Source organism: Bifidobacterium catenulatum PV20-2, from assembly GCF_000800455.1.
GTDB lineage: Bacteria > Actinomycetota > Actinomycetes > Actinomycetales > Bifidobacteriaceae > Bifidobacterium > Bifidobacterium kashiwanohense_A.
The window spans coordinates 2,301,578-2,315,358 of record NZ_CP007456.1; the positions used below are offsets into that span (position 1 = coordinate 2,301,578).

Consider the following 13,781-nt stretch of genomic DNA (forward strand, 5'->3'; position numbering starts at 1 on the left):
AAGACAATGGTGCGGAGCGAAAGACGGAACAGGGAGGTTGCAATGCGCAATATTAGAATCGGCGTGGTCGAGGACGATCCCGCAAGCTGCCAGCTGGTGCTCGACTATCTCAATCGATATCAACAGGAAAATGGCGAGCAATTTACCGTTTCCGTATTCGACGACGGTGCGCGAATCGTAGAAAAATATACCCCCGTTTACGATATTTTACTGCTCGACATCGAGATGAGCGAAATGGACGGCATGGCCGCCGCGAGACGCATCCGCGAGCGCGATGACAAAGTCGTGATCGTGTTCATCACCGCTGCCCCGCAGTATGCAATCAGCGGGTATGAGGTGCGTGCGTTGTCGTACTTGCTTAAACCTCTACCGTGGTTCGCGTTTTCGCAGGAGCTCAAGAAATCGATCGACATGGTGCGACGCAATGGCGACGATTCCATGCTCATCGAAACCGGCAACGGGCAGATGCGTCTGAATCTTGCCGACATTCTGTATCTTGAATCGATTCGGCACACCATCGTCATCCACACGCTGGAAGGCAAACTGTCGATCAACGGAACGCTCAAAGACATGGAAGCCAAGCTTGCCGACCATCATTTCTTCCGCTCGAATTCCTGCTATCTGGTGAACCTCAAGCATGTGACGGGCGTTGCCGACCAGGATTGCGTGATGTCGAATGGTGAGCAGCTGCGCGTGAGCCGCCCACGCAAGAAGGCGTTCATGGCCGCACTGACTGACTATATGGGAGGTGGCAGGTGATCGGCACAGTATTGCCGAATATGCTGGCCGGATTGGCAAACGCACCTTTCGTGTCTTCCGCTGTGGTAACCGTGCTTTCGGTGCCGTCGATGACGCCGATCACCAATGCCCTGCCCGACATTCCCCGTTCATATACGGCGATCTGCGAATGGGCCGCCTGTATGGTGTATATCGCGGTGCTGTATCGGCGCGTTCCACTCCAGCGGTCGATCATCGTCAGCGCGGCCGGGCTGCTGCTGCTGACTGCAGTGCAGTATTTTGACGGCAGTATGCCGATCTGGTTTTGGATTATCGGCATGCTGCTCGCCTTCGCCTGCATGTATGCGACGATTCTGCTTGGCGCGGGCACCGGCAAGCGCGAGGGCCTGTACATTACGGCGCGCGCGTTCGTGTTGGCGGAATTAGTAGCGTCACTACATTGGCAGATCGTTACGTTCATTGGCATGCGCGATGGTTTCACCGATTACGATTGGCGTGCGATCGCGCTGCTGGTCGTTACGTATGCATTGTGCTTCAGTTTGGCTTGGCTGGTTGAACGCGGCAATTTCAGCCAGACCGCGCCGACTTTGCCGACCGCTTCCGCCGCGATTGCGACGATGGCCATCATGATCGTCACATTCGCCATGAGCAATTTGAGTTTCGTATCGACGAACACACCGTTTTCCGGTTCGGTCGGCCAGGAGATCTTCTACATTCGCACGCTGGTTGATTTCTGCGGTTTCGCGATTCTGTATGCACAGCAGGAGCAGGTGCGCCGCATCGAAGCGAATACGGAACTCGCGTCGATCAACGCGCAACTGGAAAGCCAGCATCAGGAATATCTGCAATCGAAGGAAAACATCGAATCGTTAGGCCGCCTTGCGCACGATCTGAAGCATCAAATCACCGCATTGCGTGCCGAAGTCGATCCAAAGCATGCCGCAGCCGGCTTCGAGCAATTGGAGAAATCCGTGCAGCGCTACAGCGCGCAGCAACATACGGGAAATCCCGTGCTTGACGTTATTCTGACTACGAAAGAGCGCACGTGCGCCGATCGCGGAATCACGTTCACCGCGGTCGCGGACGGATCGCTGTTAAGCGGCATGTCGTCGATGGATATCGCGTCGCTGTTCGGCAACGCGCTCGACAATGCGATCGAAGCGACGTCGAAACTGCCGAAACGTGAACAACGACTAATCAAACTTGCGTTATACGAGCAAAATCACTTTATCGTCATCCGTGTTGAAAATTATTACGATTCCCGACTGAAGAAAGATGCGGAAGGCAATTTGCGCACCACCAAGCGCGACGATCAGCACCGGCACGGATTCGGCGTAAAGTCAATTCGTCATATCGCGCAACAGTATGGCGGCGAAGTGACGATCCGCACCGAGGACCACTGGTTCGTGCTGACCGCTCTCATTCCGCGAAAAACCGGCCTTATGGCCATGTGAGGATGGTGTCCATGTGAGGATTGCGAGCCGGCACTGCGAAGGCTAACGATCTACAGCCTTCACCCACGGCAGATGCCAAGCGGCAAGCGGTTTGGCCAGACGGGAGGAGGTGAACGCGCTGACGGCCACCGCGAGTCCGATTGGCACGAACAGGTTAATCGGAGTGTCAGCCAACTCCATCACCAGGCAGATCGCCATCAACGGCGCCTGCTGAGAGGCGGCGAGCAGCGCGCACGCACCCAGCAGAGCATACATGCCAATCGAATTCGTGTGGAATACCTGCATCCACAGAATGCCGAGCAACGCACCCCCCGAAGCACCGAGCGCAATACCCGGTTGCAACACACCGCCGGAAGCGCCGGAACGGATCGTCAACAGTGTGACAATCGCCTTCGCAAGGAATGAAACCAACAAAATCGGCAGCACAGCCAAATCAACGTCGGATGAGAAACTCAACTGCGCGGTGGCGCGACCATTGCCCATAACCTGCGGCACCCAAATCGCCACCACACCGGTCAGCAAGCCAACGATCGGCAGCATCCACAGAATGCCAACGCCCGACGGCTTGGATTTCTCAGCCCACTGCGAGCCGCGACGGAACAGCGCGCCGGCAACGCCGAGAATCATGCCGGCAACCAGTGCGAACGCCATGTAATCGGGGGTAAACAAACCGTCGGTTTCACCGATCAAATAGAACGTGTGCGTGCCCTTGACCAGCGACGCCACCCACGAAGCCAGCGCGGAACAGGCGAATGCGAGCGTCACCGTTTCGAGGGTTATGTCGGCGAGCAGAATCTCGACCGCGAAAAACGTGCCCGCAAGCGGCGCGTTATACACGCCCGCAAGGCCAGCCGCAGCCGTGATCGCCACCAGCATGCGAGTGTCTTTCGCATCAAGATGCACCCAACGCGCGAACCGTTGACCGAACATCGCACCCAACTCGCGCGGCGCCACTTCTCGACCAATCGACATGCCCGTACCGACAATGAAAATCTGCAGCAGCACATGCACGACGGTCTGCCAAATCGGCATAATATCGCCATTTACCGCCTTTTTAACGGACGGCACTCTCGTGCTGCGCGTACGCAACAGCCACCAAATCACGGCCGCAATGGCCGCACCCGCGGTCACGGAAATCAGTCGACGAATCACAGGAACGTTGAACGGGCCGGATTCCTGCGAATTCTCAACATAGCCGAGCGCAAGATGCTCGACGCCGTACAGCATCAACGTCAGCAGACCAGCGGCCGCACCAATGGCCACTCCCACAATCACCACCGCCGCAATCAACGCCGGGATTCTGCCAATCTTTGGCTGCGTTCCGTGAGAATTCTGCGACTCCTGCGATTCTCGTGTTTTTTGCGATTCCTGCGATTCCCGCATCTGCCGCACTCCTTGCACACCGTCTCCTTCGTTCAATCCACCCCCAATTGTCCCACCTGCCGCAACGTCCATTTGTTACGCCCCAAGCGTGGCGATCGGCAGCACCACCGAGCCACATCCATAATGCCCGTCTTGTTTCTGGAAGGTGCAAATTCGCCTTCAAAAAGTTTGCCGAGGCTTACGCTTCCTGTTGATTCACTGGATTCAGCCAAGCTCATCGGACGCATATGAAGTCTCGCAATGCGAGATGATATTCCGCCATTTTTAAACCACGGGGCTGCGGACGTTTTCTTGGAGACCGAACGAAAGGATTTTCGTATGTTCAGTCCCGAGGAACGACAGCGCGCGGTGGAGCTGTACTTCACCACGCCGATGACAACGGCCCAGGTGGTGAGGCATCTGGGATACCCGACCAGGCAGTGCCTGGAACGCTGGCTGGCGAAGGATTCCCGGTATGCCGGCCATATGGCCAAACCCATCATCCCACTGGAGACAAGGACCAAGGCGATCGAACTGGTGCTGGGCGGCATGCAGCAGAAGCAGGCCGCCCGACAGCTCGGCGTGAGCATCGGAGCGGTCCACAACTGGGTCAAGGCGTACCGTGAGGGCGGCATGGCCGCGCTGCGACCCAGGAACAGGAACGCCGGCCAGGCCAACAAGCCAGCGCCGCGACGAAGCCGGAACGCCGGAGCCGTCTGCGATGACGCGGAGGCGTTGCGTCGCAGGGTCGAGGAGTTGGAGCTGGAGAACGCGTTGATGCGGGAGGTGGTGGAGGTCATAAAAAAAGACCCAGGCGCCGACCTGCGGCGCCTGTCGAACCTGGAGAAGACGCTGCTGATCGACAGGCTGCGCCCGACGTATTCACTCAACTCGATGGCATGCTTGCTCGGCATTGCACCGAGCAGCCACCTACTGCCACCACGCCAGGCTCGGGGCTGACAAATACGCCGGTCTGCGCGTCCGAGTGGCCGAGGCGTTCGCCGCCTCCAAGGGCAGGTACGGGTACCGCCGCGTCAAGGCCGCGCTCAGGACCCGCGTCTCGGAGAAGGTGATCCGCAGGATCATGAAGGAAGACGGTCTGACGGCGCATGTCCCCAAAAGGCGCAGGTACAGCTCCTACGAGGGCGAGACCACGCCGGCTCCCGACAACCTCGTCAACCGCGACTTCACCGCCAAGTCCCCGAACGAGAAGTGGCTCACGGACATCACCGAGATCAAGGCCCGGGACGGGAAGGTGTACCTCTCGCCGATGATCGACTGCCACGACGGCAGGATCGTCGCGTACACCGCCGGTTTCAGCCCCAACGCGGAGCTCGCCAACAGGATGCTCGTCAAGGCCGCGGAAACGCTGCCGGAGGGGGCGAAGCCCTTGGTGCATTCCGACCGCGGCTGCCATTACCGGTGGCCCGGATGGCTGGACCTCATGGAACGGTACGGCCTGACGCGCTCGATGAGCGCGAAGGGCTGTTCGCCGGACAACGCCGCCGCGGAGGGGTTCTTCGGCAGGATGAAGACGGAATCCGTCTATCCCGAGCATTGGGAGGAACGTACCCGTGACGAGGTGCTCGTCCTGATCGGCGATTACATCCGCTGGTACAACCACGAGCGCATCAAGCAATCACTCGGTTGGATGAGTCCGGTACAATACCGTCAGAGCCAAGGAATGGCTGCGTGATCATCTCCAAGAAAACGTCCGCAGCCCCCACTCATCATTCCGCACTTTCGATTTTACGCCAATTGTATTTTCGATTTTACGCTGTTTTGACTTTCGATTTTACGCCGACAGCACTGCTGACGATTGCATTGCGATATTGAGAAATCACGAGAAAGCAGCAAAAGTCATAAGAAAACCCGCCCGGGAAAAGGAGGAAGACCGGGCGGGTTGAGGAGAGGAAGAAAGGGAAGTCAGCTATGAAGGGTTACTTGGTGGCCTCCTTGGAGTCCTTGCTCTTCGGCATAACCCAGAACTTGAGCAACGGGTAGCTCACGATCACGGCGAGCAGGGTGTTGACCACGGAAGCGATGGTGCCGGCGATGCCAGCGCCCATGCCCCAACCCTGGCACAGACCGGTCACATAGCCCGGCAGCACGAGGTTCACAACCACGATGATCACGGCGAGAATCACATACTTCCAAGCGGCGTCCTTGAAGCTGGAGTCAGACTTGAACACCCACTTCATCTGCACGAAGAAATTCACCACCTGGGCGAGCACCTCGGCAAGCAGGAAGGTGAGGAAGCCGCCCAGACCGTTTCCCTGGGTGTCGTAGTTGAAGATCAGTAAGTGGAACGGCTGAGTCAGGCCCATGCCGCTGATGAAGATGGCAGTGCCGATCCACGTCACCACAAAACGGGTGATGGTGGAGATGTTCGACAGCAGGTTGAACAGGATGAATTCCCAGATGTTCGGATGATCCTTGATCCACTGGCGGATTGGACCGACCTTCCTGGCCGGCTGCGTTGCATTGTTATCAGTCATTGTTCAGCCCCCTTGCAGTGCGCTTGTTTGCGGATTGGTTGCGGAAGAAGCCGGCGATAATGCCGCCCAATCCGCGGAAAGTGTGGCCGTTGGCGATTTTGACGATGGCGTCGACCATCGCGGAATCGACCATGCCTTGGGTCATCTTGCTCATGGCTCGCGGAGGCATGTTCAGGATGAACAGGGTATTAAGGTCCGGAGCACCAGTCTTCTGGCGGATCTTGGCTTCCTGCTTGGTGAGCGTCTTGGCGACGGTACGCGCCACGAAGCCCTTTGAATCCACCCAAGACATAATCGGATCGTTCACATCGAACGTCACCGGCTTGCCCGGAGCCGCAACCTCATGGCCGAACAGAACGGCCATTTCAGCATCGGTCACTTCCTTGACGTGACCGCTGAGGTAATGTCCGAGCGCAACATCTGCGGCAGCGGGCTCGATATCACCGGTAACAGTGAGTGGAATCGAAAGCGGCAGATGCTCAGCGTTGTCGCCCACCATCAGCGTCCACTCGCCGGATTCCGTCTTCCATTCGTTGCAGGCAACGTCGAAGTGACGGAAGGTGTAACGATCGAAATCAATGTGCACGCTCTTGCTTTCATGAGCAGCAAGCGAGACCTTGGCGAAGCCCTTGAGTTCGCGATCGGGGCGCAGTACGCCACCCTGCGGACCGCGCACATACAGCTGCACGACGGTCGAACCGGCAACGTCAGAATCGTTGCAGACCATCACGTCAACGCCCTTCTCACCGGCAGTTGCGGCGCTGTAGGTGAACTTGGAATAGCTCAGGCCATAGCCGAACGGGAAGCGCACCGGCACACCAGCGGTTTCGTAATAACGGTAGCCAACGAACGGGCCTTCGCGGTAGATCGCATCGCGGCCGATTGCCGGATACCAACCGGAGCTCGGGCAATCCTCGTAACGCACCGGCCAGGTTTCAGCCAAATGGCCGGACGGATTGACTTCGCCGGTCAGCGCACGTACGGTTGCGGAAGCACCGGCCTGACCGGACAGACCCACGTAAAGCACTGCGGCAACATCATCGATCCACGGCAGTTCCACCGGAGAACCGGCGACAAGCACGATCACGATCGGCTTGTCAATACCCTTCAGCGCCTCAACCAGATCGTTCTGCACCTGCGGAATCGCCATGCTGGAACGGTCAAGACCTTCGGATTCGCTACGCTCATCAAGACCGACGACCGCAAGCACCACATCCACATCATCCTTACCGGCCAGTGCGACGGCGTTTTCCACAAGCACGCGATCAGCCTTGCCTTGACGGTCGTAGCCCTGCTCGTAACCGGCAAGCACCAGACCTTCAGCGTTCTTGACTTCCTCAAGAATGTTCTCTTCCTTGGTGGCGTTCACCTTGGAGGAGCCGGATCCCTGGTAACGTGCGGTTGCCGCCATATCGCCAACCACGGCCACGCGAGTACCAGCCTTGAACGGCAAAGTTGCGTTATCGTTCTTCAACAGCACACTGGAGCCTTCAGCCACCTTGCGTGCCACCTCATGATGGGCCGCTGCGACTTCGTCCTTGAGCAGGTCGTTGCGTCCGACGCCGACCAGCTTGGTCGCTGCGGCGATCTTTGCGACTTCTGCGGCACGAGCGTTGATGTCGGCTTCAGACAAAGTTCCAGCCTTGACCGCACCTTCCAGCTCACGTACGGAAGTGAAGCCCGGAGACGGCATTTCCAGAGAACCACCGGCCTTGACTGCTGCGACCGCGGAGTTGGATCCACCCCAATCGGAGACGACCATGCCGTCAAAGCCCCATTCGTCGCGCAGAATCTCCTGCAGTAAATGCTTGTTTTCGTGCGCGTAGACGCCGTTGATCTCGTTGTAGGAGGTCATGATGGTCAGCGGCTTGGCTTCGCGCACTGCGATTTCGAAACCGGTCAAATACAGTTCGCGCATGGTGCGTTCGTCGACCACGGAGTTGCTGGCCTGACGGCGCAGCTCCTGGCTGTTGACTGCGAAATGCTTCGGGCATGCGGAAATGCCGTTGCTCTGAATGCCGCGAATCAGGCCTGCTGCCATACGTCCGGCGACAATCGGATCTTCGGAGTAGTACTCGAAGTTACGTCCGCACAGCGGGTTGCGCTTGATGTTCAAGCCCGGGCCGAGCAGCACGTTCACGTCAAGATCGTGCGCTTCGTTGCCGAGGGCCTCGCCCATTTCTTCGGCGAGCGCCGGATCCCAAGAATTAGCCACGGTTCCTGCGGTCGGGAAGCAGGTGGCCGGCTTGGATGCGCCAATGCCGAGATGGTCACCTTCGCCGAGCTGGCGGCGCACACCGTGAGGGCCGTCACTCATCACGAAGCTGGGGATGTCTGCACGGTCGTTGCCCCGCGAATCCCATTCGGATCCGCCGGAAAGCATTGCGGCCTTTTCAACGACCGAAAGTTCTTCGAGTTTCATTTGGTTCTCCCTTGCACTAAGCACGTCGCAAACCCGCTTTGCCAAGCTTGCCCTGCTTAGCTCGCGCTGTTTTTCTTGCGATTTCCCGCTGCCGCACCGCGCCGCATCGTGCCGTGCCGCACGCAGGTTTTTGCCGCTAGTTTGATTGAACCAGCTTTCGTCACACCACTACCGCTGTATTACACAACCTGTCGTTTTGCCCGCACAATCGGATATTTCTAAACTGATTTCGGAATCAAAGGAACTCACATGGCAGATACGTTTTTACCGCTCCGCCGCGCTTTCGTATGCGTTCCATACACACCATACGGCGTAGGAAATGAGCGGACAGATGGTGGCGGAAATAATCACGTCGGTCGGATAGTGCAAGCCGAGCAGCAATCGCGAACAGGCGACCGCCACGACAAGCGCGACAGCGCCGATGATCGTCCTGCGGAGAAACACCCGTCTTCCGTGCGCACACCCGCCATCTTCTCCATCGGGGAAGCATTTGCGCGCGAAATTACGCACGGTAAGAATCATCATGACCGATACGATCACCGCAGCTGCCGTGTGACCACTCGGAAAACTTGGATCGCCCGGCAACAGACCATTGCCAACGGACGTGATCGGACGGGGGCGTTCGACCAGCCATTTGACGCCGGTCACGTACAGTATCGGCGCCGCCGACACGACGACATCGCGGATGACGACGCTCCTACTGCCGGTAATACGCGAATCGACAGCGGCGAGCGCGGCGACGATTACGATGCAGCCTACCGTTGAAAACAAGTACGCAAGTACCGTGGAGCAGTCGCGCAACCCTTCTGGCAGCGCCGCTAAAGCCTGCAAAATATTGGTTTCACGCATTGTTGCGATTGCCGAATTGCGCAATGCGACGCCAATCATAGGCACAATGCCGCACAATATGGCGGTTGCGATTACCACAGCCGCCGCTCTCGCGATCCTTCTGTTCTTCATATGCATAATTCCAGTTAAGCATAGTTCACCGTGCCGTTGCCATGTGTTCACATCCGGTGTATCCCCGAAAAACGACGGATTGTCCTTCAAGGTACTTCCACGGCTTCCCCGACACGCACGCCACGAACGACCGCGCAACGCAAATATGGCATACCCGCACAGAAAATACCGGAACGATGCGAGAATCGAAGTTGGCGTTCAAAAAGAAAGGCAAGAAATATGACCGAACCGACAGCACTGACCATACGCCATATGAAAATCGAGGATTATCCGCTGGTATACGGACTGTGGACGCGATGCACAGGTTTCACTATGAGGGATATAGACGATTGCAAGGATGCAATAAAGACGTTTCTCAAACGCAATCCCGACACCTGTTTCGTAGCCGAGGACGATGGAGGAAGAATCATTGGTGCGATTCTTGCCGGCCACGACGGAAGACGGTCGCGCATCTACCACACGGCGGTTGACCCCGACGCGCGCGGTAGGGGCATTGGCTCGATGTTGGTGGGCCGTGTGGTTGAAACGCTTCGTACGATCGGTCTGCCGAAAGTCGCTGTCGGAGTGCCCGCAGACAACGATGCCGGCAACGATTTCTGGGAACGGCAGGGCTTTGCAGTCCGTGACGATTTGGTTTATCGGGAACTGCCGTTGTAATAACGAACCATCCACGATGCCGTGCACGTCGCCTCAGCCCACGTTGTTCGCGGACAGCGAGTAGAAGCCGCAGCATGCCGCCCCGCCCATGGACACGTAGGCAACGACGGCGGTGCCGCGGCCCAACGCGTTCATCGCGTGGCGCAGCAGCCACGCGTCAAGAGGGCCCCTGCCGCGATGGAAGTCCGAGAGGCCATCGATGGTGAATCGCTATTCGGACAGAAGACGCGGTCTGTGCGAGCGAACTATGCTTTGGCTAGCTTCTTGTGCCTGAGAGTGTAAACGGCATCGGCGGAATCGGCGACACGCTTGGAATGCGTCACCACAATGACGCATTTACCGAGTTGATGAGCGGCCTGCCGCAAAAGATCAATCACCTCATCAGTCATTTCCGGATCCAGGCTGCCAGTCGGTTCATCCGCCAGAATCGCGCGGCCGGGCGCCACTAGGGCGCGGCCGACCGCCACTCGCTGACGTTGTCCGCCCGACAGGTGCATGATGTTGCGCTTCGATTCCTCACGGCTCAGTCCCAAATCCTCGAGGATCTTCATATCGGCCTTGGGATTGACCAGGCGCAGATTCTCTTCGGGAGTGAGATAGTCGATCAGATTATGGTCCTGGAACACCAAGGACACGTGCTCGCGACGGTGCTTTGAATAACCCGTCGTAGCTATATCCTCGCCCTCGAAACGGACCACTCCATCAGAGGGGGCATCCAGACCGGCCAGCAGGGACAACAAAGTGCTCTTTCCCGCTCCCGATGGGCCGGTTATCGCATACATCTTTCCGGATTCGAAATCTGCGTTCACGTCCGAAAGAGCACGGATCTTTGCCGCGCCATATGAGTAATTGACATGGTCCAATTGCAGACAGATAGTCATGATTAATATCTCCTAACGCATAGAGGAAAGAATGGATTTCGGGGATTTGGCTAGCACTGCGGCGCACGACACGGCGAGCGCGATCGCGATGACCGCGCATCCGAGCAGCAGGATGAGCAGCGTCTGTTCTGGCGGCAGAGCCTCCACCTGCAATGATTCAAGAGGCGCGACTCCCGAATCGTGCAGCAGGAGCGAGGACACGTATCCAGACAATAGGGAGCCCGTGCCCAGCGAGCACAGGGCGGCGACTACAGCCATGAGACCGGTTTCGATTGCGAACTGGGCGATAATCTGCATCTTGCCGATGCCGAGAGCCAGAAGGGTGCCTATCTCATGGATACGTGAGCGAATCCAGAAGACAAGCGCCATGCCCAGTACCAACACATCAGCCAAGCAAACGGACAGCAGCACCATACGGACCAGATCGCGCACCGTTTCCACCGACTGCAGCACGCCGGAAAGACGCGCCGAGTCATCGGTGACGTCATACTTGCTTCCAGCGATTTTTTTTGCTTGGGCCACTGCAGTGGAGAGAGCCTGCGGATTATCCGAGAGGCACCGGATCGTGCCGACCCGTTCCTCTCCAGTCAGCGCGGAAACCACTTGGGCACCCGCATAGATAAGATTCTCCGATGCGTCCGATGGCATAGGGCTCTGTGCCTGCACATTGCCAGAGAAGATTCCGGCCACGCGAACGGTGGAATCGCGGTCTTCCTGACTGAGCCGGAGTGTTGATCCCACCGATAGCCCATTCTCACGTGCGAAATCCCGGTGAATCAGTACGTTCCGGCCGTTACCTGAAATGTGGTGTCCTTGTTCCAACCGGTACAGACCGCTTTGGAACTCTTCGGACAACGAGGAGTCAGTGGTGCCCAGCACGCTGACCTGCGTGGATAGACCGGAATCCAGCCGAGGACCATGTTCGGGGACAACCGGATGCGCTCCATCCACCCCTGCCAAGGTCTTACGCTCGTAAACGGTTTTTCCTACGCCGGGGATGCGCGAGAACCGGCTCGCTTCCTTTAGACTTGCAGGATTCTCGCCTGTGTCGACGGTAAAACCTATTCCCATGCTTCTGCCGATATCGTCGGACATTTTCTGAAGTGCCGTTGACACTCCGACCTGAGCCACAAGACTGGTGAAAACCATCAGCATCAGCAGTCCGATGATTCCGCTGCGTACCGGTTTACGCACGATTGCCAGCGTGGCACGATTCCACACGTTCATGCCCGTCATCGCAGCTCCGACAGGCTTCGCGGCGACTTGCGCAGCATCGGTATGCACGATATGGCGACGCATACCAGCATCACCGCCAGCAGACCAAGCGATACATACAGCACGGCGGTTGTGTCGATTGATACCGTGAGCGAATCCAAGGTACGAACCGACATATTGGACTCGAGATCGCCGCCAACCTGTCCCATGCTGCTCAGCTCCTTCGCCGCGGAGGCGTTCACGGAACGGAGGGCCGAAGTGCCCAGCCATTGGGCCACTCCTTGTGCGCACAACCATCCGAGGACCAAGGACGGCAGGCCGATCAGAATCATCTCGGTTAGATATTGGGCGATCAGGGATGGCTTGCCGATGCCGAGGGACACCAATACGCCCATCTCCTGACGTCGGTCGTTCATCCACAGCAAGAGCATGAGACTGAGAATTATCACGGCTGAAATAGTCACGCCGATCAAAGCGCTGCGCATCATGGAACGCACACCTCGGGCGGCATTCAGCATGCTCGACGTATATTGGTCATTGCGCGTGATCTGGTAATTGTTCCAATCCACTGGAAGCTTCTTCGCCGCTTCCATGGTTTTCTCCACGTCGACACCCTTGTCCAGAACGAAAGTGGCATCCTGGTATATTTCCTTGCCGGCCTTGTACTGGTACAGAGTACTTGTAGTGTCCAAATCGGTGTACACAGTGTTGGAGGTGAGTTCCGCGCGGCTGGCTACCTTCCTGTCGCTGTCTCCTTTGAATATTCCAACGATGGTGGTTTTGACAGTCGCCGTCGAATGCGACTCATTGTCGGCATCATATGGATTGGCTTTAAGTGTGAGGGTATCGCCGACTTTAAGACCATTGGCTTTGGCGAGATCCTCATGGATCATCGACATATGCTTATCGGATGCCTTTAGATGGCGTCCTTCGACCATGCCGAGCGTGTGCGACGTGAACACATTGAGTTTTGACGAATCGTTTGTGCCCATGACGTTGGCCGCATTGCCGAACTGCTGTTCTTTCTCCGCATCATAATCATCGCCGCCAGGGACCTTCACCACGCTGGCTCCCACGAGATCGGCGGTGGCGTTCTGCCTGACCATGTACGAGTCAACCCCGGACAGCTTCGAGATTCGTTGCACATCAGCGGGACGAACCATTCCGCCTCCGCGAGGTGTCAGCATGCTGCCTTGCAGGTTACTAGCCAGCACGAATCCGCCGACCGCCTGTTTCTCAATCTGTCCGGCCTCATGTTGCGCTGCCCGAGAAACTGCGGTTGCGGACAGCATACTCGCCGTTATGATGGTCAGTACAATGAACAGCACCGCGGTGCGTACTCGTTTTCTGAGCACATAGCGCGCCGCTCGTGAGATGAATGTCATTAATACCCCCTGTAAAGCTGGGACTTTCTCATCCGAGACAATGAAATCTAATTCGATTCTTCGATTGGTCATTCGCTAAAATACATGGTTCACCTCGGAACATGGCAAGATATGCCTTGAGCGAAAAAGCGAAACAACATTGGTTGCATTATGCTCCGGGACATCGTTCGTTTTGTTCATTTGACAAACTTTGAACGGCTATAAAACAG

Annotated in this window: 12 protein-coding genes; 5 read left to right on the top strand and 7 right to left on the bottom strand. The window is 57.4% G+C overall.

From position 1 onward, the window contains the following. Positions 1-42: 42 nt before the first annotated feature. Positions 43-759 (top strand): LytR/AlgR family response regulator transcription factor, encoded by a 717-nt coding sequence (locus AH68_RS09780; RefSeq protein ID WP_039199541.1) that lies wholly within the window; start codon positions 43-45, stop codon positions 757-759. A gap of 89 nt (positions 760-848) precedes the next feature. Continuing rightward, the gene (locus AH68_RS09785; protein WP_039200103.1) at positions 849-2,192 is read left to right on the top strand and encodes a sensor histidine kinase; all 1,344 of its coding nucleotides are present in this window, start codon (positions 849-851) and stop codon (positions 2,190-2,192) included. Positions 2,193-2,234: 42 nt separating this feature from the next. Here AH68_RS09785 and AH68_RS09790 read toward each other — a convergent pair whose 3' ends face one another. Then, entirely contained in the window at positions 2,235-3,575 is a 1,341-nt protein-coding gene (locus AH68_RS09790; RefSeq protein WP_052189226.1) for a chloride channel protein, read from the bottom strand. 318 nt (positions 3,576-3,893) lie between these two features. Between AH68_RS09790 and AH68_RS11130 the strand changes: the two genes are divergently transcribed. Next, entirely contained in the window at positions 3,894-4,514 is a 621-nt protein-coding gene (locus AH68_RS11130; RefSeq protein ID WP_236682417.1) for a helix-turn-helix domain-containing protein, read from the top strand. Beyond that, complete coding sequence (locus tag AH68_RS11135) at positions 4,468-5,250, top strand: IS3 family transposase (protein WP_236682418.1); 783 nt, start codon at positions 4,468-4,470, stop codon at positions 5,248-5,250. The genes AH68_RS11130 and AH68_RS11135 overlap by 47 nt, the downstream gene beginning before the upstream one ends. Before the next feature lie 244 nt (positions 5,251-5,494). Here AH68_RS11135 and AH68_RS09800 read toward each other — a convergent pair whose 3' ends face one another. The 3 genes from AH68_RS09800 to AH68_RS09810 all read right to left on the bottom strand — a co-directional run bounded on the left by AH68_RS09800 (position 5,495) and on the right by AH68_RS09810 (position 9,440). Beyond that, complete coding sequence (locus AH68_RS09800; RefSeq protein WP_039199545.1) at positions 5,495-6,052, bottom strand: GtrA family protein; 558 nt, start codon at positions 6,050-6,052, stop codon at positions 5,495-5,497. Further along, positions 6,045-8,474, bottom strand: coding sequence for a beta-glucosidase GluB (gene gluB, locus AH68_RS09805; RefSeq protein ID WP_039199547.1), 2,430 nt, complete (start codon positions 8,472-8,474; stop codon positions 6,045-6,047). The genes AH68_RS09800 and gluB overlap by 8 nt, the downstream gene beginning before the upstream one ends. 264 nt (positions 8,475-8,738) lie before the next feature. After that, positions 8,739-9,440: a phosphatase PAP2 family protein gene (locus AH68_RS09810; protein ID WP_039199549.1), complete on the bottom strand. Its 702-nt coding sequence runs from the start codon at positions 9,438-9,440 to the stop codon at positions 8,739-8,741. Between the two features lie 213 nt (positions 9,441-9,653). On the opposite strand from AH68_RS09810, the gene AH68_RS09815 reads away from it, so the two are divergent. Then, positions 9,654-10,091: a GNAT family N-acetyltransferase gene (locus tag AH68_RS09815; RefSeq protein ID WP_080755314.1), complete on the top strand. Its 438-nt coding sequence runs from the start codon at positions 9,654-9,656 to the stop codon at positions 10,089-10,091. Between the two features lie 245 nt (positions 10,092-10,336). On the opposite strand, the gene AH68_RS09820 is transcribed toward AH68_RS09815, so the two are convergent. The 3 genes from AH68_RS09820 to AH68_RS09830 are packed head-to-tail and all read right to left on the bottom strand — an operon-like array spanning position 10,337 to position 13,572. Next, complete coding sequence (locus AH68_RS09820; RefSeq protein WP_039199550.1) at positions 10,337-10,972, bottom strand: ABC transporter ATP-binding protein; 636 nt, start codon at positions 10,970-10,972, stop codon at positions 10,337-10,339. A 12-nt stretch (positions 10,973-10,984) separates the two neighbouring features. Next, a complete protein-coding gene (locus AH68_RS09825; RefSeq protein ID WP_039199551.1) occupies positions 10,985-12,208 on the bottom strand; it encodes an ABC transporter permease in 1,224 nt (407 codons plus the stop codon). Then, a complete protein-coding gene (locus AH68_RS09830; protein ID WP_039199552.1) occupies positions 12,205-13,572 on the bottom strand; it encodes an ABC transporter permease in 1,368 nt (455 codons plus the stop codon). Before AH68_RS09830 ends, AH68_RS09825 begins: the two co-directional genes overlap by 4 nt. Between the last annotated feature and the right edge of the window lie 209 nt (positions 13,573-13,781).

Bases quoted from the DNA above. Each gene is read 5' to 3' on its own strand.
- AH68_RS09780 (WP_039199541.1), top strand. From the start codon at position 43: ATGCGCAATATTAGAATCGGCGTGGTCGAGGACGATCCCGCAAGCTGC.
- AH68_RS09785 (WP_039200103.1), top strand. From the start codon at position 849: ATGACGCCGATCACCAATGCCCTGCCCGACATTCCCCGTTCATATACG.
- AH68_RS09790 (WP_052189226.1), bottom strand. From the start codon at position 3,575: ATGCGGGAATCGCAGGAATCGCAAAAAACACGAGAATCGCAGGAGTCG.
- AH68_RS11130 (WP_236682417.1), top strand. From the start codon at position 3,894: ATGTTCAGTCCCGAGGAACGACAGCGCGCGGTGGAGCTGTACTTCACC.
- AH68_RS09800 (WP_039199545.1), bottom strand. From the start codon at position 6,052: ATGACTGATAACAATGCAACGCAGCCGGCCAGGAAGGTCGGTCCAATC.
- gluB (WP_039199547.1), bottom strand. From the start codon at position 8,474: ATGAAACTCGAAGAACTTTCGGTCGTTGAAAAGGCCGCAATGCTTTCC.
- AH68_RS09810 (WP_039199549.1), bottom strand. From the start codon at position 9,440: ATGCATATGAAGAACAGAAGGATCGCGAGAGCGGCGGCTGTGGTAATC.
- AH68_RS09815 (WP_080755314.1), top strand. From the start codon at position 9,654: ATGACCGAACCGACAGCACTGACCATACGCCATATGAAAATCGAGGAT.
- AH68_RS09820 (WP_039199550.1), bottom strand. From the start codon at position 10,972: ATGACTATCTGTCTGCAATTGGACCATGTCAATTACTCATATGGCGCG.
- AH68_RS09825 (WP_039199551.1), bottom strand. From the start codon at position 12,208: ATGACGGGCATGAACGTGTGGAATCGTGCCACGCTGGCAATCGTGCGT.
- AH68_RS09830 (WP_039199552.1), bottom strand. From the start codon at position 13,572: ATGACATTCATCTCACGAGCGGCGCGCTATGTGCTCAGAAAACGAGTA.